We start from the raw sequence: 18,488 nt of genomic DNA on the forward strand, positions 1-18,488 counted from the left end.
ATGGCAGGGACGCATGCCGTCCGCCAGGAGAATCCGATGAGCGCCGATCCCCGCATCGCCTTCCTTGCCAGCAGTACGCCCAACGCCCAGCAGGCGCTGGAAGCGATGGTCGCCCGCCACGGCCGGCACGCGCCGGACGAGGCGGACGTGATCTGCGCGCTGGGCGGCGACGGCTTCATGCTGCAGACGCTGCACCGCCATGGCGGCAGCGGCAAGCCGGTCTACGGCATGAAGCTGGGCACGGTCGGTTTCCTGATGAACCACTTCCATGCCGACGACCTGCTCGCGCGGATCGCCGCCGCCGAGCCGGCCAAGTTGCGGCCGCTGGAGATGGTGGCGCAGACCGAATCGGGCACCAGCACCGGCTCGCTGGCCTACAACGAGGTCTCGCTGCTGCGCCAGACCCGCCAGGCCGCGCACGTCCGCATCCACCTCAACGGACAGCCCCGCCTGGAGGAACTCATCTGCGACGGGGTGATGGTCGCCACGCCCGCCGGCAGCACCGCCTACAACTTTTCCGCGCACGGGCCGATCCTGCCGCTGGGTTCGCACACGATCGCGCTCACGCCGATCGCCGCGTTCCGGCCCCGGCGCTGGCGCGGGGCGATCCTCAAGGCCGACACCGAGATCCGCTTCGAAGTCCTGGACCCGTACAAGCGGCCGGTCAGCGTGACGGCCGATTCGCACGAAACCCGCGACGTCGTCGAGGTCGTGATCCGCGAATCGACCGACCGCACCGTGACCTTGCTGTTCGATCCCGAGCACAACCTCGAGGAACGTATCCTCAGCGAACAATTCGTGGTATGACGTAGTTCGCTGGCGCACGACGCCGGCCGGCCGGCATGAAGTGTGAAGACCTTCCCGGCACGAACAACCTGGAGTCATCGAGCTTCAACGGCAGGGGAGGGGTCCCGTGAAGTTGTGGTATCTGATGCTGCTCTGCGCCATGCCGGCGCAGGCGGCTGCTGCTGCATGCATGTTCACCAGCAACGTGAAGCCGTTCCAGGCCGACACGTCCACCCTGGTCGACAACGTCCAGATTCCGGCGCCGGAAATCGAGGCGTCGAGCCTGACCCGCGGCATCGGTGGCGGCGCCACCTGCGACGCGCTCGGCTTCATGTCGATCCAGCTCAAGTGGCCGCGCGGGAGCGACTACGACCTGGACGAGGTCGGGTTCGAGTACCGGCTGGTCGGGGGCGATGCCCCGGCGGGCCTGTTGCCACCGGGCGTGGTGACCTCCCCGGTGAACGGCCGCAAGGCCGAGCACCAGTTCACCTGGCAGGACCTGCCCACCGACCAGCAACGTCCGCTGCGCCTGGAACTGGAGGTGCGGGCGGTGACCCGCGACCGCCAGCGCGGCGCCCCGGCGCGGGTCCGGATCGAGGCGCCCGGCAGCTGACCTGGTGCGCGGGCATGCGGGCCTTGCATGCCCGATAATGGCCGCATGGCCCGCCCGGACGACAACAGCCCCCGCCTGCTCACCATCGCGGTGACGTCGCGGGCGCTGTTCGACCTGGAGGAAAGCCACGCGCTCTACGAGCGCGAGGGCGTCGATGCGTACGCCGACTTCCAGCGCGGGCTCGAGGACGAGGTCCTCGAGCCGGGCGTGGCCTTCCCGGTGGTGCGCAAGCTGCTTGCCCTGAACCGGCGGCTGCCGCCGGGCGCGCCGCAGGTGGAGGTGATCCTGCTGTCGCGCAACTCGGCCGACACCGGCCTGCGGATCTTCAATTCGATCCAGCACCACGGGCTGGGTATCGTGCGCGCGGTGTTCACCGCCGGCGAGCCGACCTGGCCGTACGTGGCGCCGTTCGGCACCGACCTGTTCCTGTCGGCCAATCCCGAGTCGGTGCGCCGCTCGTTGCAGCACGGCGTGGCCGCCGCGACCATCCTGCCGGCGCGCGCGGTCGACGCCCCCCGCGACCAGCTGCGCATCGCCTTCGACGGCGACGCGGTGATCTTCAGCGACGAGAGCGAGCGCATCTCCCGCGAGCAGGGCGTGGAGGCGTTCGGCCTGCACGAGCGCGAGCGCGCCCGCGAGCCGCTCTCGGGCGGGCCGTTCCGCGGCTTCCTATCGGCACTGCACGAACTCCAGGCCGCGTTCCCGCCCGGCGAGGACGCGCCGGTCCGTACCGCGCTGGTCACCGCGCGTTCGGCCCCGGCGCACGAGCGTGTGATCCGGACCCTGCGCGAGTGGGGCGTGCGCCTGGACGAGGCGCTGTTCCTCGGCGGGCGCGCCAAGGGGCCGTTCCTGGCGGCGTTCGGCGCCGATATCTTCTTCGACGACTCCGCCCACAACATCGACAGCGCCCGCCTGCACGTGGCCGCCGGCCACGTCCCGCACGGCGTGGCCAATCCGGACTGAGCACCGCGTCCGGTGCCGGCACCTCGCCGACGACTCCGCCCACGACATCGACAGCGCCCGCCTGCACGTGGCCGCCGGCCACTTCACGCACGGCGTGGCCAATCCGTACTGAGTACCGGGTCAGACTCAGGCACCTCGCCTACGACTCCGCAAAACACATCGACAGCGCCCGCCTGCACGTGGCCGCCGGCCACGTCCCGCACGGCGTGGCCAATCCGGACTGAGTACCGCGTCCGACGCCGGCACCTCGCCGACGACTCCGCCCACGACATCGACAGCGCCCGCCTGCACGTGGCCGCCGGCCACGTCCCGCTCGGCGTGGCCTATCCGGACTGAGTACCGCGTCCGCCGCCGGCACCTCGCCGACGACTCCGCCCACGACATCGACAGCGCCCGCCTGCACGGGGCCGCCGGCCACGTCCCGCACGGCGTGGCCAAGCCGGATTGGGCACCGCGTCCGGCGCCGGCACCTCGCCGACGACTCCGCCCACGACATCGACAGCGCCCGCCTGCACGTGGCCGCCGGCCACGTCCCGCACGGCGTGGCCAATCCGGATTGGGCACCGCGTCCGGCGCCGGCACCTCGCCGACGACTCCGCCCACGACATCGACAGCGCCCGCCTGCACGTGGCCGCCGGCCACGTCCCGCACGGCGTGGCCAGCCCGGACCGCGCGGGTCGCCTAGCCCGTGGCCGCGAGTGGGCGCGCGCCGGCCAGTTCCAGCAGCCGGGGTGCGATGCGGTCCAGCGGCAGGACCTCCTGCGCGGCGCCCAGCTTGAACGCGGCGCCGGGCATGCCCCACACCACGCTGGTGGCCTCGTCCTGGACCAGGGTCGAGGCGCCGGCCTGGCGCAGCTCGAGCAGGCCACGGGCGCCGTCGTCGCCCATTCCGGTCAGGATCGCGGCCACCGCGTTGGCGCCGGCGTTCTGCGCAACCGAGCGGAACAGCACGTCCACCGCCGGCCGGTGCCGGTTGACCGGCGGCCCGTCGTCGATCCGGCAGCGCCAGCGGGCGCCGTCGCGGATCACCCGCAGGTGGCGGTCGCCGGGCGGCAGGTAGGCGTGCCCGGGCAGGATCGCCTCGCCGTCGCCGGCTTCGCGCACCAGCATCTGCGAATGCCGGTCCAGGCGTTCGACGAAGGCGCGGCTGAAGCCGCCGGGGATGTGCTGGGTCAGGACGATCGCCGGGGCATCCGGCGGCATCTGTTCCAGGACCACGCGGATCGCCTCGGTGCCGCCCGCCGACGCGCCGATCGCGATCAGCCGGTCGGTGGTGCGGAAGCGCGCGGCGGTGGCCACGGGGGCCCGCGCCGGCAACGCCTCGAGCTTCTGCGCCGGCCTGGCCAGCGGCTGCACCCGCGCACGCGCGGCCGCCTTGACCTTGGCGACGATCTCGGCGCCGTACTCGCCCAGGCCGCGGGCCACGTCGAGCTTGGGCTTGGTGACGAAGTCCACCGCGCCCAGGGCCAGCGCCTGCAGGGTGATCTCGGCGCCGCGCTCGGTCAGCGAGGACACCATCAGGACCGGCATCGGCCGCAGGCGCATGATGTTCTCGAGGAACGCCAGGCCGTCCATGCGCGGCATCTCGACGTCCAGGGTCAGCACGTCCGGATTGAGCCGCTTGATCTTCTCGCGCGCCAGCAGCGGATCGGCGGCGGAGCCCACCACCTCGATCTCCGGGTCGCCGGACAGCAGTTCGGTGAGGATCTGCCGCACCACCGCCGAATCGTCGACCACCAGTACCTTGATCCTCGCCATCAGAACAGCTCCACGCCGCCGCTGACCGGCGTGCGCGACAGGCGCTGCCGGACCGCCGATTCGGCGGCCACGACCTCGGCGTCATGCGCATGCGGCAGGCGGTTGACCATCACCTTGCCGGTCTGCGGAAAGAAGAACACCTTGCGCGGGTGGATCCCGCGCAGGTCCTCGGCCACCACCTGGATGCGCTCGGCGGCCAGGTAGGCCATCACGAACTCCGCGTTGCGGGTGCCGACCGGATTGCTGGTGAAGCCCTTGAGCACGTTGGCGCCGCCGAACACCTTGGCCTCCAGGCGCTTGCGGCTGGCGCCGCGCTTGAGCAGCTCGTTGATCAGCACTTCCATCGCGTAGCTGCCGTAGCGCGCCGGGGCGCCGTCGCCGGTGTTGCCGTCCGGCAGCAGGAAGTGGTTCATGCCACCCAGCTGCAGCATCGGGTCGCGGATGCAGGCGGCCACGCACGAGCCGAGCACGGTCACCAGCGCGGTGCCGTCGTCGACCACCAGGTACTGGGTCGGCAGCAGCTTGGCCGCGGGCACCTTGAACTGCGGGTCGCGATAGCGCATCACGTCGTCCGCGTGCAGCGCAGCTCCGCTCATGCGCGCACCGCCGGGTTGCGCCGGTACAGGGTGCGGCCGCACGGCTGGATCAGGTCCGCCGCATGCAGGTAGTTCTCCGAGTGGCCCGTGTAGAGCAGGCTGCCGCCATCCATCTGCGTGACCAGCCGCGACAGGATCCCGCGCTGGGTCGGCTTGTCGAAGTAGATCATCACGTTGCGGCAGAAGATCGCCGAGAACGGGCCGCCGACGTCGTAGCGTGGCGCGAGCAGGTTCAGCGGCCGGAACTCGATCAGCGCCTGCAGGGCCGGGTTGACCCGGCAGCGGCCCTCGTTCGGGCCGGTGCCGCGCTGGAAGTAGCGCCGGCGCGTGTCTTCGTCCAGCCCGGAGATGCGGTCCACGCCGTAGACGCCGCGCTGCGCGGTCGCCAGCACCTGGGTGTCGATGTCGGTGGCGAGGATGCGCACCGGCGGGGTGAGCGTGCCGAACGCCTCGCAGGCGGTGATCGCCATCGAGTACGGCTCCTCGCCGGTGGAGGCCGCGCAGGACCACAGGCGCAGCAGGCCGGCGCCGGACAGGTCGCGCAGCTGCGCATGCAGGCGCTCGAAGTGGTGCGGTTCGCGGAAGAACGCGGTGAGGTTGGTGGTCAGCGCGTTGGTGAACGCCTGCCACTCCGGGTGGTCGGGGCTGGCCTCGAGCTGGTCGAGGTAGGCGGCGAAGTCGTTCATGCCCAGCGCCCGCAGGCGCCGCGAGAGGCGACCGTAGACCATGTCGCGCTTGCCCGGCGCCAGCGCGATCCCGGCACTGGCGTGGATCATCTGGCAGACCCGGCGGAAATCGCGGTCGGAGAACGGGAACTCGCGGTGGTCCGTGGGCGGATGCGGGAGGTGGGTGGCGCTCATCTCGGGTCCGGGTGGAAGGGCGGCGCGGCCGTGCGGGAGCATCCCGCTGCTGGAAATATCGGCGCGCGGCGGCGGAAGTTGATGCCGTGCACGCGGGCGCCGGCACGGGGCACGGCGTAAAAAAAAGCCCCGGCGACATGCCGGGGCTCGAATTGCCGCAACTGGAACAGGATCAGAACTCGGCCCAGTCGGCCTCGTTCAGGATGGTGGCGGTGTTGCCGGCCGGACGCGGCGCGGCCGGCCGGCTGGCGGCCTTGCGCGCCGGGAACGCGACCGTGGTGGCCTGCGCGGGGGCCGGCGGCGCCGCGGCCGCGACGCTGCCTTCCTCGATCCGGAACACGGCGATGGCCTGGGCCAGGCCGGCGGACTGTTCCTCCATGGCTCGCGCGGCAGCGGTGGCTTCCTCCACCAGCGCCGCGTTCTGCTGGGTCGTCTCGTCCATCTGCACGATGGTCTGGTTGACCTGCTCGATGCCCGCGGCCTGCTCCTGCGAGGCAGCCGAGATCTCGGCCATGATGTCGGTCACCCGCTGCACCGAGGCCACGATCTCGCCCATGGTCTTGCCGGCCTGGTCGGCCAGCGCGGCGCCATTGGCGACCTTGCCGGTGGAGTCCTCGATCAGGCTCTTGATCTCCTTGGCGGCCGTCGCCGAGCGCTGGGCCAGGGAGCGCACCTCGGTGGCGACCACCGCGAAACCGCGGCCCTGTTCGCCGGCCCGGGCCGCTTCCACGGCCGCGTTCAGGGCCAGGATGTTGGTCTGGAAGGCGATGCCGTCGATCACCGAGATGATGTCGGCGATCTTGCGCGAGGAGGCCTGGATGTCGGCCATGGTGGTGACGACCTGGCCGACGACCTGGCCGCCCTGGGAGGCGACGGAGGCCGCGCCGACCGCCAGCTGGTTGGCCTGGCGGGCGTGGTCGGCGTTCTGCTTGACGGTGGAGGTCAGCTCCTCCATCGAGGCGGCGGTCTCCTCCAGGTTGGCGGCCTGCTGCTCGGTGCGGCGGGACAGGTCGTTGTTGCCCGACGCGATCTCGGTGGAGGCGGTGGAGATGGCCGCCGAGGCGCCCTGGATGCGGCCGACGATGGAGGTCAGCTGCGCGGCGGTGGCATTGGCGTCGTCGCGCATGCGGGCGAACACGCCGTGGAAGTCGCCTTCCATCCGCGCGGTCAGGTCGCCCTGCGACAGCGAGGTCAGCAGGCGCGAGACCTCCGACAGGCTGACGGAATTGGCCTCGAGCAGCGTGTTCAGCTGCTGGGCCAGCTGCAGCAGGAATCCTTCCTTGCCCTCGGTGTCGATCCGGCCGGACAGGTCGCCCGCCGCGGCGGCCTGCACGATCCGCGCCACTTCCTGCTCGGTGTGCACTTCGTTGGTGCGGTCGCGCCATTCGCAGACGGTGCCCACGCTTTCACCGTTGGCATCGCGGATGACCGAGATGTTCTGGGCGAAGCAGGCGGTGCCGTACTGCATCTCGCGCTGGCCGCGGCCATCCCGCTCCAGGCGCGCCAGGAACTCGGCCGGGACCTTGCCGCCGTGCTCGAGGACGGTGACGGGCTGGCCCACCAGTGGACGCTGCGGATCGATCTCCGGCAGCGCGGTGACGATCTGCTCCGCGTACCCGTCGAGCATGTCGCGCAGCGCGGGGTTGGTGTAGACCACGTCCAGGTCGCGGTCGGTGATGATCAGGCCGATCGAGGAGCTGTCCAGCGCGGTGCGCACGCGCAGGTTCTCGCTGGCGACCTTCTGGTCGCGCTCGGTCCGCTCGCGCAGGTCGTGCTGCATGCGCTGCATCGCCTTGAGCAGGTCGCCGATCTCGTCCTCCCGGGAGGTGTCGATCCGGCTGTCGAGCTTGCCGCCGGCGACGTCGTGCGCCACGCCGACCGCCTCGCGCATGGCCTGGGTCAGGCCGCGGGCCAGCAGCCATGCGATGGCCAGGCCGCCGCCGATGCCGGCGAGCAGCATGATCACGATCAGCGACGCCGATGCGGCATAGGCCGAGCTGGCTTCCTCGCCGGCCGTGGTCGCCTGGCGGTCGGCCTCCGCGATCAGGTCGCCGACCACCCCCGTGGTCGCGCTGTGCAGCTGGAAGGTCTCGCCGAGGAAGGTGTCGATGGCGTCGTCCGGAAGCTCCAGGTCGACCATCTCGTTGACCGAATCGTAGGACCCCTTGGCCGCGGCCCAGGCGGCGACGAACTTCTCGTGGAGCTTGCGCTCCTCCGCGGTGGTGATGAGCTTCTTGTACTCGGCCGAGGTGGCCTCGATCCTCGCCGCGATCTCGCCCGATTCCTTGCGCGCGTCCTGCTTGACCGCCTCGCTCGCGCGGGTCAGCCCGCGATAGGAGGAGATGCGGAACTCGCCCAGCAGCGAGCGCAGTTCGGCGGCCGTGGACACCGAATCCATGGAGTTGCCCGCAAGGTGCGTGGTCGCGCGGTTGAGCGAGGCGAGCCCGTAATAGGCGCCTACGCCCTGGACCACCATCAGGACCAGCACGACCCCGAACGCGAGCATGAGCTTGGGCGAGAGCTTGAGGTTCTTCAGCCGATGCATGAAACGATTCCCCCGGTACATGGCAACAGGACCGGCCCGGGCGCGGCGGGCGCCCGGGCCACCGCGATCACTTGATGGTCGCGAGCTTGATGTTCGACGGCGAGGTCACCGCGATTTCGGCGCGGCTGGCGTCGCGCTGGATGGTGCCGATCACGCAGACGTCCCGGCCCTCGAGTTCCTCCGGGGTCGGCTTGAACTTGTTGCGCTGGTCGCCGGGGATGCGGGCGGAGAAGGTGTGGCGCGGGAAGGCGCCGCCCATGTACAGGAAGGTCGGTTCGCCCTCGGAGTTCTGCGCGTAGCGGGTCTTCTCGACCTTGCCGCAGACCATGCCTTCCTTGCCGACGAAGCGCGGGGCCTGGTCGGCGGGAATGGCGTCGGCGGCCAGCGCGGCCAGCGGGGCGCCGGCCATCAGCGCGGCGAGGGTCAGCATGCGGAACGTCGGCTTCATATCGGTACTCCAGTGCGAAAGGTGGGCGCGGGCGAAGGCCCCGTACGGTGCCTATCGGCGCGGGGCCATGGAACTTGAGCGGTTCAGGCGGCGGCTTCGAGCGCGGGGCCGTTGCCGAGGTCGGCGCTGTCGAGCAGGGTCTCGATGTCGAGCAGGATCAGCATCCGCTCGTCCAGGGTGCCGATGGCCGAGATGAAGCGGGTGTCCACCGCCGCGCCGAACTCCGGGGTCGGGCGGATCTGCTCCTGGGCCAGCGGGACCACGTCGGACACGCCGTCCACCACGATCCCGACCACGCGGTCCTCGACGTTCAACACGATCATCACCGTGAGGCTGTCGTAGCGCGCCTCGCGCAGGCGCAGCTTCAGCCGCAGGTCGATCACCGGCACGATGGTGCCGCGCAGGTTGATCACGCCCTTGATGTAGTCGGGCGCGTCCGGCACGCGGGTGACCGCGTCGTAGCCGCGGATCTCCTGGACCTTGAGGATGTCGACGCCGTAGTGCTCCTCGCCGAGGGTGAAGGTGAGGAATTCGCCCGTGGCCGGGCTCTGGGTGCTGCTCATGGATGCGCTCCTGCGGGTCGGGGCCGCGCTGCGCGCGGATCGGTTCGACAGGAAGATCGGCCGGCCGGCCGGCAACTTTAGGCGGCGCTAGACCGCTCGCCGCTCGCGGGCGTTGCGCTGGCGCTCGACCCGGAAGATGTATTGCAGGACCTGCTTCTCCGCCTGTGCCGACAGCCCGACGAAGCGGCAGCCGACGCGCAGGGCGGCCCCGGCAAGGGGTTCGCGCCGGCATACGTGCGCCACTTCCAGCCGGACCGGCAACGGGGCGAGGTCCGGCAGCTTCAACAGGGCCCCCTCCAGCACCCGCCGCGAAGCGAAGCGGCCCTCGTCCTCCTCGCGCACGGCCAGGGCCAGGCCACCGCCGCTGAGGTCGAGCACGCGCAGCTGCAGGGCCTGCGCCGCGTCCTCGGCGGCTGGCAGCTGCACCGTCACCGTCGGCCCCGGGACCAGCTGCAGCCGGTACAGCTCGCGGCGCTGGAGCTTGAGCAGCGACTCCGGGGCCGGTGCGGAGAACGCGGTGCGGCCATCGTTGTCGACCCGCTCCAGGCCCTGCAGGCGGAACTGGATGCGCACCCGGTCCAGCTGCGACACGCAGGTCAGGTGGTGGGCGGTGGCGATGCGCTGGTTGACGCTTTCCAGGTGGTTGCCGTCGACCAGCACGTTGCCGTCGGCGTCCACGTCGAGCAGCGCGGTCGGGCAGGGCAGGCCACCGGGCATGATGTGCGCGCTGATCAGCGCGCCGGCCTCGGCCAGCGACTGCAGCACGCGCGCGATCTCGCGGGGATCATGCAGCACGTAGCGTGCGGCATCCTCCAGGTCCAGCGGTGCGGCGTTGGATTCGAGCGCTTCCGGCATCGGCGGGCGGCGGGCATTCTTCCGTTAACGGCCTATCGGCCGCGCGCGGGAAAAGTTGACGTCTGTCGCGGACGGGCGGCGGCGGCGCCCGCGGGCGCCCGCCGCCGCCCCCGGTGTCCTAGGCGGCCCGGCGCACGGGACGGAGGCCGACGTCGCCGCCTTCCTCGATCCGGAACACGGCGATGGCCTGGGCCAGGCCGGCCGACTGTTCCTCCATGGCCCGCGCGGCGGCGGTGGCTTCCTCCACCAGCGCCGCGTTCTGCTGGGTGGTCTCGTCCATCTGCACGATGGTCTGGTTGACCTGCTCGATGCCCGCGGCCTGCTCCTGCGAGGCAGCCGAGATCTCGGCCATGATGTCGGTCACCCGCTGCACCGAGGCCACCAGCTCGCCCATGGTCTTGCCGGCCTGCTCGGCCAGGGCCGAACCGTCGGCGACCTTGCCGGTGGAGTCCTCGATCAGGCTCTTGATCTCCTTGGCCGCCGTCGCCGAGCGCTGGGCCAGGCTGCGCACCTCGGTGGCGACCACCGCGAAGCCGCGGCCCTGTTCGCCGGCGCGGGCCGCTTCCACGGCCGCGTTCAGGGCCAGGATGTTGGTCTGGAAGGCGATGCCGTCGATCACCGAGATGATGTCGGCGATCTTGCGCGAGGAGGCCTGGATGTCGGCCATGGTGGTGACCACCTGGCCGACGACCTGGCCGCCCTGGGAGGCGACCGATGCGGCGCCGATGGCCAGCTGGTTGGCCTGGCGGGCGTGGTCGGCGTTCTGCTTGACGGTGGAGGTCAGCTCCTCCATCGAGGCGGCGGTCTCTTCCAGGTTGGCGGCCTGCTGCTCGGTGCGGCGGGACAGGTCGTTGTTGCCGGCGGCGATCTCGGTGGAGGCGGTGGAGATGGCGCCCGAGGCGCCCTGGATGCGGCCGACGATGGAGGTCAGCTGGGCCACGGTGGCGTTGGCGTCGTCGCGCATGCGGGCGAACACGCCGTGGAAGTCGCCCTCCATCCGCGCGGTCAGGTCGCCGGCGGCGATGGCCCGGAGCAGCGAGGAGACCTCGTGCAGGTTGCCGTCGGTGGTCTCCATCAGCGTGTTCAGGCCGGCGACCATGGCCCGGAAGTCGTGCTGGTAGGCGTCCACGTCGCCGCGCTGGGCGAAGTCGCCGGCCGCGGCCGCGCCGGCCAGGCGCTTGATCTCGGTGTTGATCGCCGACAGGTTGCGCTTGCACATGTCCATCGCTTCGGTGATCACGATCTTCTCGCCGGGCAGGCGTTCCATGTCCACCGACAGGTCGCCCACGGCGTAGTGGCGCATCACTTCCACCGCGCGCATCTTCACGCCGATGTGCTGGGACACCAGGGTGTTGGTGTCGCGGACCATGCGGCCGAAGTCGCCGGGGAAGCCGCTGTCGTCGATGCGGAAGCTGATCTGGCCCTCGTCATGGCGCACGGTCATCTCGGCCTGGGCGGCGATCACCGCCTTGAGCTGGTCCTGCATGGTGCGCATGGACTCGAGCAGGCGCCCGGCCTCGTCGCGGCTGTCGGCGCGGATCGCGTTGTCCAGGCGGCCCTGGGCGATGTCGCCGGCTACGCGGGTGGCCTTCTGCAGCGGTCGCGACACCGCGCGGGCGATGGCCCAGCCCAGCAGGCCGGCCAGCAGCACCAGCAGCACGATGCCGATCCCGATCGCGGCCACGGTACGCGTGTGCGCGGCCTCGGCCGCGGCGACCTGGTTGTCCAGGCCCTTCACGTTGTACTCGATCAGCGCCTTGAGCGAGCCGGCGAATTCGCGGCGCGCCTTGCGCGAGGCGTCCTCGGATACCTGGGTGGCGGTGACGAAGTCGTCGGCGGCGATGGCCTGGGCGATGTTGTCGTGCGAGGCGAAGTAGGCGGCGCGCGCGGCCTTGACCTTCTCGTACAGGGCCAGCTCGGTCTCGCTGGATTCGGCTTCGATCGCGTTGTACGCGGCCTCGGCCGCCTCGATGCTGCCGCGGGTGTCCGAGATGCGCTTGTCGTAGTCGGCAAGCTCCTCCGGCTGGCCTTGGCGCCCGAGCTGGGCGAGTTCGTAGGTGCGGTACTCGTTGAGCAGCGACAGCATGTCGCCCAGGTGCACGACCGCGGGCATCCAGTTGCTGCTGGTTTCCTTGATCTGGTCGTTGGCGGTGCTCAGGCGCAGCAGCGCGAACAGGCCCAGCGCCACGGTCATCGCCGTGGTCACGGTGAAGGCCAGGGCCAGCTTGCGTGCGATCGGGAGGTCTTGGAACCACTTCATGTCGAGGTCTCGTCTCGGTGGCGACGCACCGCGGAGCGGGCGACACGGAGGTTCCGTGCCTCCGGGATAACGGCGTTGTGCGCGGCGACTTGACGGCGTTTTCGTGAACGTGCTTGCGCGTCCCGACGGACGGTCGGCGCGTGCGCGGCCCGCGCCCGCGTTGCGCGCACCAGGGCGACGGACACGGCGACGCACCCGGCGCCGGCGGCACCGGGTGCGCGGGGCGGATCGATCAGGCCGCCTGCGGCAGCCGCTGGCGCAGGCGGACCAGGCCGCCCACGTCGACGATCAGGGCGACATGGCCGTCGCCAAGGATGGTCGCCCCGGAGATGCCGGGGACGCGCCGGTAGTTGCGTTCCAGGTTCTTGACCACGACCTGCTGCTGGCCGACCAGTTCCTCGACCTCCAGGGCCAGCTTCTGGCCGTCGCCTTCGACCACCACCACCAGCGATTCGCTGCCGGCGTCGCGGAAGCCGTAATGGTCGGCGAGCGAGAGCAGCGGCAGGTACTCGCCGCGCACCCGCAGCACGCGACCGTCTCCGGCGACGGTGCGGATGTCGTCGGACTGCGGCTGCAGCGCCTCGAGCACGTGGTTCAGCGGCAGGATCAGGATCTCGCCGCCGGTGGACACGACCATGCCGTCGAGGATCGCGAGGGTCAGCGGCAGCCGGATCACCACGCGGGTGCCGCGGCCCAGGCCGCTTTCCAGCTGGACTTCGCCGCCGAGCGCCTGGATGTTCCTGCGCACCACGTCCATGCCCACGCCACGCCCGGACAGGTCGGTGACCTGCTCGGCGGTGGAGAAGCCGGGCTGGAAGATCAGGTCCCAGACCTGCGCGTCGACCGGATTGTCCGGCACCTGCAGGCCGCGCTCGTGGGCCTTGGCCAGGATCCGTTCGCGATCGAGGCCGCGGCCGTCGTCGGCCACTTCGATGACGATGTGCCCGCCCTGGTGCGAGGCGGCCAGGGTAATGGTGCCGGTCTCGTCCTTGCCCGCGGCGCGGCGCGCCTCCGGGGATTCCAGGCCGTGGTCGATCGAGTTGCGGACCAGGTGCACCAGCGGGTCGGCGATCTTCTCGATCAGGCCCTTGTCCAGCTCGGTGCCTTCGCCGATGGTGCGCAGCCGCACCTGCTTGCCCAGCCGCGCCGAGAGGTCGCGGACCAGGCGCGGGAAGCGGCGGAACACGGCGTCCACCGGCAGCATGCGCACGCCGATCACGGCCTCCTGGAGGTCGCGGGTATTGCGCTCGAGCAGCTCCAGGCCGGCGGTCAGGCGCTCGGCGAGCGACGGGTCCAGCCCGCCGCTGACCTGCTTGAGCATGGCCTGGGTGATGACCAGTTCGCCGACCAGGTTGATCAGCGCGTCGACCTTGTCGACGCTGACCCGGATCGAGCTCTCGGCCTCGGCGGCGGCCGGGGCGGCGGCGGTCGCGGCGACTGCAGCCACGGCCGGGATGGCCGCCACCGCCGGCGCGGTGGCAACCGCGGCGGCGGCGACGGCCGCCTGCGGCTGGATGTCCAGCTCGCAGTCGTCCACCACCCAGGCGAACACGTCGTTGATGGCGCTGCGCGGGACCTTGCCCTGCAGGCCGAGGTCCCAGGCGATGCAGGCCTCCAGCGGATCGAGCTGGGCGAAGGCGGGCAGGCGCTCGAGCCGGGCAGCCACGTCCAGCTGCCCGAGGTGCTCGAGCTCGCGCAGGATGCGCAGCGGGTCGTTGCCGCTCATGAACAGCGAAGGTGCCGGGGCGAAGGCGATGTTCCAGCCCTCCGGCTCGGCTTCGGCCGCGGCGGCGACCGCGGCTTCGCCGCTGCCCCCCAGCTCGCGGCCCAGGCGTGCGTGCACGGCGGCGACGGCGGCCGGATCGGCCGGCTTGCCCTGTTCGGCCTCGGCCAGCAGGGCGCGCAGCACGTCGACCGAGCCGAGCATCGCGTCCACCGCGCTGGCGGCCAGCGCGCGCTTGCCGCCGCGGATCTCGTCCAGCAGCGTCTCCAGGACGTGGGTCAGCGCGGCCATCTTCTCGAAGCCGAACGTCGCCGCGCCGCCCTTGATCGAGTGCGCGGCGCGGAACACCGAGTTGACCACCTCCGGGTCCAGGCTGCCGCCCTCCAGCGCGAGCAGGCCGGCTTCCATCGCGTCGAGCCCTTCGCGGCTCTCTTCGAAATAGGTGGCGTGGAAGCGTTGAAGGTCCATGCTCATGGCAGGGCGGCTCGCGATGCGTGGATCGGTGGGGGAAGATCAGCCGAGGACTTTCTGGACGGTGGCGACCAGCTGCTCGGGGTTGAACGGCTTGACCAGCCAGCCGGTGGCGCCGGCGGCCTTGCCCTCGGCCTTCTTGTCGGCGGCCGACTCGGTGGTCAGCATCAGCATCGGCGTGAACTTGTAGTCCGGCAGCCCGCGCAGGGCGCGGATCAGCGAGATGCCGTCCATGTTCGGCATGTTCACGTCGGTGACCACCGCGTTGAAGCGCTGGCCCTGGGCCCGGCCCAGCGCGACCTGGCCGTCTTCGGCCTCGTCGACGGCGAAGCCGGCCGAGGTCAGGGCGAAGGACACCATCTGGCGCATCGAGGCCGAGTCGTCCACTACCAGAATGCGTGCGCTCATGCGGCGTTCTCCACGGTTCGTTTCGTTGCGTTGTCGTCGTTGGCCAGTCCCAGCGGCGCGGACAGGCCGAGCAGGCGGGCGGCGTCGCGCAGGGCGTCGCTGCAGGCCGAAAGTTCGGTGCGCCGGCCGTGCTCGGCGCGGCTGCGGAAGAAGGCGCACAGGACCTGCATGGCCGCCGTGTGCACGCGCCGCACGGCGCCGCCGTCCAGCGCGACCGCCGGGTCTTCCAGGTGCGCCGCTAGGCGCTCTTTGAGGTCGGCGCTGGCCTCGATGCCGAGGTCCTCGCCCAGCGACACGGTGTTCATCGCGTCTCCGCAATCAGGATCGGAACAGGTAACGGCCGGCACGGGCGGACCTTTAGGCGGTCGCGCCGGCCGGGGCCAGCAGGCGGGAAGCGTCCAGCAGCACCACCGGGTCGCCGGACTGGCGGGCGATGCCGCGGAACAGGTCGCTGTGGATGCGGCCGGCACGCGTGTTGTCGGGCGCCTCGACCTGCTGGTCGGTGAGGTTGACCACGTCCTCCACCGCCGACACGCGCAGGCCGAGGGTCTCGCCCTTCTCCTCGAGCACCACGATCCGGGTGGCCGCGGTGCCGGGCTGCGCCGCCTGGCCGAGGTGGACGCCGAGGTCCATCACCGGCACCACCTGGCCGCGCAGGTTCATCACCCCGAGCATCGCCGGCGGGGTGCCGCGCAACGGCAGCAGCGGCGTCGGCAGCACCACCTCCTGGACCTTGAGCAGCTCCAGCCCGTAGGCCTGCCCGGCACAGCGCAGGCGCAGCCAGCGCGAACTGCGGTCGGCGGCGCGCCGGTGCGGCAGGGCGCCGTCGTCCGCGGCTGCGGCGACGGAGCCCGCCACGGGCCCGGGAACGGCGCGCGGCGGGACCGCGGGTGCGGCCACCGGTACCAGGCGCGGCGGCAAGGCCGGAATGGAAGCGGCCGCCACGGGTGCGGGGACGGCGGCAGGGGGCGGGGCCGCGGCGACGGCCGGCGCCGGCACCAGGAGCTCGTCCAGGTAATCGTCGAGCACGGCGGCCGGAATCATGCGGCACGCTCCAGCGGCAGGGCGGCTTCCGCCTCGAGGATCCACTCCAGCGCGCGGCGGTAGCTCGACAGCGCGCGCCCCGGGTAGCCGCCTTCCTCGCCGACCGGCTGCACCAGCAGCTCGGCGTTGCACAGCCGGGTGTCGACCGGGATGGCGTCTTCCCAGACGCGCTCGCCGTGGTCGTCCTGCATCTTCCTGAGGGCCTCCTGGCCGGCGCGGGTGCGGCGGTCGTAGAGGGTCGGCAGGACCGAGACCGGCAGCGGACGGCGGCGCGAGCGCTCGACCATTTCCGCGGTCCGGCGCATGCCGGCCAGGCCATGCAGCGCCAGCGGCTCGGCCTGGGTCGGGATCACCACCCGGTCGGCGGCGGCCAGGGCGTTGATCATCAGCAGGCCCAGGGTCGGTGGGCAGTCGAGCAGGACGTAGTCGTGCTGGCCCGCATGGCGGGCCAGCGCCTGCGACAGGGCCAGCCCGAGGCCGGGCTGGTTGGCGCTGCGCCGTTCCAGGGTCGCCAGCGCGGTCTGCGCGCAGACGTAGGAAAGGTTGTCGATCGCGCTGCCGCGGGCCAGTGCCGCCAGCGGCTGCGGCGGCGTGGCGAACAGCTCCAGCACGCCTTCGGGCGCCGGCTCGGCGGGCACGCCGAACGCGCGGGTGAGGGAGGAATGCGGGTCGAGGTCGACCAGCAGCACGCGCTGGCCGCGCAGGGCCAGTCCGCGGCCCAGGGCCAGGGTGGTGGTGGTCTTGCCCACGCCGCCTTTCTGGTTGGCGATCGCCCACACGCGCATGGTTCGGTCCTTTCCTAGGGGTTTGCGCCGACCGCGACCGTGCCGGCGCCGGCAGCGGGCGGTGCGTCCATAGCCGATATCGGCGCCCCCGCCACGGTCTTGACCGCGTCCTGGGCCGGGGCGTCGTCGTCCGGGTTGGCCAGCACGATCAGGACCACGCGCCGGTTGCGGTTGCGGCCTTCCTGGGTGGCGTTGTCCGCGCGCGGGCGGAACTCGCCGTAGCCGACCATGGCCAGGCGTTCCTGGGCCACGCCCTGGCTGGCGAACAGGTGCACCACGCTGGCCGCGCGCGCGGCCGACAGCTCCCAGTTGGACGGGAACACCACCGTGTTGATCGGCTGGTTGTCGGTGTAGCCCTCGACCCGGACCGGGTTCGGGGTGTCGTGCAGCACCGCGGCGAGCTTGGACAGCACGCCGCGGGCGGAGAGGTCCAGCGTGGCCGAGCCGGTGTCGAACAGGATGTCGCTGTTGATCTCCACTTCCAGCCACAGGTCCGAGCGCTTGATCGTGATCAGCCTGGCTTCGACCAGCGAAGCCAGCGCGCCTTCCATCTGGGTGGCGATCTCGCCGAGCTGGCGGCGGGCGCGGCGCACGGCCTCGGTGCTGGTGACGTCCATCGGCTGGCCGGTGCGCATGTGCGAGGCCAGCGCCGGCAACAGGGTGGGGTTGGGGGCGGGCGAGGGCGCCGACGGGCCCTGCTTGGCGCCGGACTTGATCGGCGAGGGGCGGTCGAAATCGGCGCCCTGCAGCTGGTGGTTGCCGACCTGCACCGGGTTGATCGTGCGCGGCGCGCCGCCGAAGGCCGCGGTGAGCGCGTCGGCCATGACCCGGTACTTGCCTTCGTTGACCGAGGAGATCGCGTACATGACCACGAAGAAGGCCAGCAGCAGCGTCATCAGGTCGGCGTAGGGGATCGCCCACGCCTCGTGGTTGCCGTGTTCCTCGTGCTTCTTCTTGCGCGCCATCGCCTGCGGGCCTCAGTGCAGGAAGCCGGCGAGCTTGGACTCGATGTTGCGCGGGTTCTCGCCCTGGGCGATCGCGATCAGGCCCTCGATGATCATCTCGCGCTCGCCGGTGCGGCGGGCGATGACGCTCTTGAGCTTGGACGCCACCGGCAGGAAGAACAGGTTGGCCGAGGCGATGCCGTAGATGGTCGCGGTGAACGCGGCGGCGATGCCGTGGCCGAGCTTGCTCGGGTCGGCGAGGTTCTTCATCACCGCGATCAGGCCGAACACCGCGCCGATGATGCCCAGGGTCGGGGCGTAGATGCCCATGCCCTCGAACACCTTGGCCGCGGCCAGGTCCTGGTGTTCCTGGCCATCCAGGTCGATTTCCAGCATGTGCCGGATCTGTTCGGGCTCGACGCCGTCCACCAGCATCTGCAGGCCCTTCTTCAGGAACGGGTCGCCCTGTTCGGCCACCTGCTGCTCCAGCCCGAGCAGGCCCTGGCGACGGGCGATGTTGCTCCATTCCAGGATCTGCGCCATCAGCGCCTCGCGGTCGGCGGCCGGCGGCTTCATCACCCAGCCGGCGATGCGCAGGGCGCGCTTGAACACGGCGGGCGGGGTGTGGACGAAGATTGCCGCGATCGTGCCCAGGATCACGATCACGAACGCGGCAGACGACCACAGGGAGCCGAGGCCGGCGCCCTTGAGGATGCTTCCGCCGACCAGCGCGACCAGTGCCAGCAGCAGACCGACGAGGCTGAGGATGTCCATGGACCTCCGTATCGGCCCGATGTGAACGGACTTGAATCCCCCGGCCACGGCGCGCTTCGCGGTACCCTTGCCGCCAGCGCCCCGCGGGCGAA

General features: G+C 71.4%; 18 protein-coding genes. 3 read left to right on the plus strand and 15 right to left on the minus strand.

Annotation, left to right across the window (positions count from 1 at the left end; translation table 11 throughout):
- Positions 1-36 precede the first annotated feature (36 nt).
- The 3 genes from ACA089_RS03790 to ACA089_RS03800 all read left to right on the plus strand — a co-directional run bounded on the left by ACA089_RS03790 (position 37) and on the right by ACA089_RS03800 (position 2,362).
- Complete coding sequence (locus ACA089_RS03790; protein ID WP_372013508.1) at positions 37-807, plus strand: NAD kinase; 771 nt, start codon at positions 37-39, stop codon at positions 805-807.
- 106 nt (positions 808-913) lie between these two features.
- Positions 914-1,399, plus strand: a complete 486-nt coding sequence (locus ACA089_RS03795) for a hypothetical protein (protein WP_372013510.1) — start codon at positions 914-916, stop codon at positions 1,397-1,399.
- Between the two features lie 45 nt (positions 1,400-1,444).
- On the plus strand, positions 1,445-2,362 hold the full coding sequence (locus tag ACA089_RS03800) for a 5'-nucleotidase (RefSeq protein ID WP_372013512.1): 918 nt from the start codon (positions 1,445-1,447) through the stop codon (positions 2,360-2,362).
- 681 nt (positions 2,363-3,043) lie between these two features.
- Here ACA089_RS03800 and ACA089_RS03805 read toward each other — a convergent pair.
- The 15 genes from ACA089_RS03805 to ACA089_RS03875 form a co-directional block, all read right to left on the minus strand.
- On the minus strand, positions 3,044-4,120 hold the full coding sequence (locus ACA089_RS03805) for a protein-glutamate methylesterase/protein-glutamine glutaminase (RefSeq protein WP_372013514.1): 1,077 nt from the start codon (positions 4,118-4,120) through the stop codon (positions 3,044-3,046).
- On the minus strand, positions 4,120-4,716 hold the full coding sequence (cheD, locus tag ACA089_RS03810; RefSeq protein ID WP_372013516.1) for a chemoreceptor glutamine deamidase CheD: 597 nt from the start codon (positions 4,714-4,716) through the stop codon (positions 4,120-4,122). The genes ACA089_RS03805 and cheD overlap by 1 nt, the downstream gene beginning before the upstream one ends.
- Positions 4,713-5,576, minus strand: a complete 864-nt coding sequence (locus ACA089_RS03815) for a CheR family methyltransferase (protein ID WP_372013517.1) — start codon at positions 5,574-5,576, stop codon at positions 4,713-4,715. Before ACA089_RS03815 ends, cheD begins: the two co-directional genes overlap by 4 nt.
- 172 nt (positions 5,577-5,748) lie before the next feature.
- Positions 5,749-8,121, minus strand: a complete 2,373-nt coding sequence (locus ACA089_RS03820) for a methyl-accepting chemotaxis protein (protein ID WP_372013519.1) — start codon at positions 8,119-8,121, stop codon at positions 5,749-5,751.
- Positions 8,122-8,188: 67 nt separating this feature from the next.
- Complete coding sequence (locus ACA089_RS03825; RefSeq protein WP_372013521.1) at positions 8,189-8,569, minus strand: hypothetical protein; 381 nt, start codon at positions 8,567-8,569, stop codon at positions 8,189-8,191.
- Positions 8,570-8,652: 83 nt separating this feature from the next.
- Positions 8,653-9,132 (minus strand): chemotaxis protein CheW, encoded by a 480-nt coding sequence (locus ACA089_RS03830; RefSeq protein WP_372013523.1) that lies wholly within the window; start codon positions 9,130-9,132, stop codon positions 8,653-8,655.
- An 87-nt stretch (positions 9,133-9,219) separates the two neighbouring features.
- Positions 9,220-9,987, minus strand: a complete 768-nt coding sequence (locus tag ACA089_RS03835; RefSeq protein WP_372013525.1) for a flagellar brake protein — start codon at positions 9,985-9,987, stop codon at positions 9,220-9,222.
- Between the two features lie 118 nt (positions 9,988-10,105).
- Positions 10,106-12,247 (minus strand): methyl-accepting chemotaxis protein, encoded by a 2,142-nt coding sequence (locus ACA089_RS03840; protein ID WP_372013527.1) that lies wholly within the window; start codon positions 12,245-12,247, stop codon positions 10,106-10,108.
- A 232-nt stretch (positions 12,248-12,479) separates the two neighbouring features.
- Positions 12,480-14,444, minus strand: coding sequence for a chemotaxis protein CheA (locus ACA089_RS03845; protein WP_372013529.1), 1,965 nt, complete (start codon positions 14,442-14,444; stop codon positions 12,480-12,482).
- 39 nt (positions 14,445-14,483) lie between these two features.
- Positions 14,484-14,849, minus strand: coding sequence for a response regulator (locus ACA089_RS03850; RefSeq protein ID WP_372013531.1), 366 nt, complete (start codon positions 14,847-14,849; stop codon positions 14,484-14,486).
- Entirely contained in the window at positions 14,846-15,154 is a 309-nt protein-coding gene (locus ACA089_RS03855) for an STAS domain-containing protein (protein WP_372013533.1), read from the minus strand. Before ACA089_RS03855 ends, ACA089_RS03850 begins: the two co-directional genes overlap by 4 nt.
- A 52-nt stretch (positions 15,155-15,206) precedes the next feature.
- Entirely contained in the window at positions 15,207-15,893 is a 687-nt protein-coding gene (locus ACA089_RS03860) for a chemotaxis protein CheW (RefSeq protein ID WP_372013535.1), read from the minus strand.
- Positions 15,890-16,678, minus strand: coding sequence for a ParA family protein (locus ACA089_RS03865; RefSeq protein WP_372013537.1), 789 nt, complete (start codon positions 16,676-16,678; stop codon positions 15,890-15,892). The genes ACA089_RS03860 and ACA089_RS03865 overlap by 4 nt, the downstream gene beginning before the upstream one ends.
- Positions 16,679-16,692: 14 nt before the next feature.
- The gene (motD, locus tag ACA089_RS03870; protein WP_372013539.1) at positions 16,693-17,643 is read right to left on the minus strand and encodes a flagellar motor protein MotD; all 951 of its coding nucleotides are present in this window, start codon (positions 17,641-17,643) and stop codon (positions 16,693-16,695) included.
- 12 nt (positions 17,644-17,655) lie between these two features.
- Positions 17,656-18,396 (minus strand): flagellar motor protein, encoded by a 741-nt coding sequence (locus ACA089_RS03875; RefSeq protein WP_372013541.1) that lies wholly within the window; start codon positions 18,394-18,396, stop codon positions 17,656-17,658.
- Positions 18,397-18,488: the final 92 nt, after the last annotated feature.

Origin of the sequence: Pseudoxanthomonas fibrivorans (assembly GCF_041464125.1) — a bacterium.
Classification (GTDB): domain Bacteria; phylum Pseudomonadota; class Gammaproteobacteria; order Xanthomonadales; family Xanthomonadaceae; genus Pseudoxanthomonas.

Excerpts from the sequence above, each read along its gene's own strand:
- ACA089_RS03815 (WP_372013517.1), bottom strand. The coding sequence starts at position 5,576 with ATGAGCGCCACCCACCTCCCGCATCCGCCCACGGACCACCGCGAGTTC.
- ACA089_RS03805 (WP_372013514.1), bottom strand. The coding sequence starts at position 4,120 with ATGGCGAGGATCAAGGTACTGGTGGTCGACGATTCGGCGGTGGTGCGG.
- ACA089_RS03855 (WP_372013533.1), bottom strand. The coding sequence starts at position 15,154 with ATGAACACCGTGTCGCTGGGCGAGGACCTCGGCATCGAGGCCAGCGCC.
- ACA089_RS03860 (WP_372013535.1), bottom strand. The coding sequence starts at position 15,893 with ATGATTCCGGCCGCCGTGCTCGACGATTACCTGGACGAGCTCCTGGTG.
- motD (WP_372013539.1), bottom strand. The coding sequence starts at position 17,643 with ATGGCGCGCAAGAAGAAGCACGAGGAACACGGCAACCACGAGGCGTGG.
- ACA089_RS03840 (WP_372013527.1), bottom strand. The coding sequence starts at position 12,247 with ATGAAGTGGTTCCAAGACCTCCCGATCGCACGCAAGCTGGCCCTGGCC.
- ACA089_RS03820 (WP_372013519.1), bottom strand. The coding sequence starts at position 8,121 with ATGCATCGGCTGAAGAACCTCAAGCTCTCGCCCAAGCTCATGCTCGCG.
- ACA089_RS03830 (WP_372013523.1), bottom strand. The coding sequence starts at position 9,132 with ATGAGCAGCACCCAGAGCCCGGCCACGGGCGAATTCCTCACCTTCACC.
- ACA089_RS03790 (WP_372013508.1), top strand. The coding sequence starts at position 37 with ATGAGCGCCGATCCCCGCATCGCCTTCCTTGCCAGCAGTACGCCCAAC.
- cheD (WP_372013516.1), bottom strand. The coding sequence starts at position 4,716 with ATGAGCGGAGCTGCGCTGCACGCGGACGACGTGATGCGCTATCGCGAC.
- ACA089_RS03825 (WP_372013521.1), bottom strand. The coding sequence starts at position 8,569 with ATGAAGCCGACGTTCCGCATGCTGACCCTCGCCGCGCTGATGGCCGGC.
- ACA089_RS03835 (WP_372013525.1), bottom strand. The coding sequence starts at position 9,987 with ATGCCGGAAGCGCTCGAATCCAACGCCGCACCGCTGGACCTGGAGGAT.
- ACA089_RS03800 (WP_372013512.1), top strand. The coding sequence starts at position 1,445 with ATGGCCCGCCCGGACGACAACAGCCCCCGCCTGCTCACCATCGCGGTG.
- ACA089_RS03845 (WP_372013529.1), bottom strand. The coding sequence starts at position 14,444 with ATGAGCATGGACCTTCAACGCTTCCACGCCACCTATTTCGAAGAGAGC.
- ACA089_RS03850 (WP_372013531.1), bottom strand. The coding sequence starts at position 14,849 with ATGAGCGCACGCATTCTGGTAGTGGACGACTCGGCCTCGATGCGCCAG.
- ACA089_RS03865 (WP_372013537.1), bottom strand. The coding sequence starts at position 16,678 with ATGCGCGTGTGGGCGATCGCCAACCAGAAAGGCGGCGTGGGCAAGACC.
- ACA089_RS03875 (WP_372013541.1), bottom strand. The coding sequence starts at position 18,396 with ATGGACATCCTCAGCCTCGTCGGTCTGCTGCTGGCACTGGTCGCGCTG.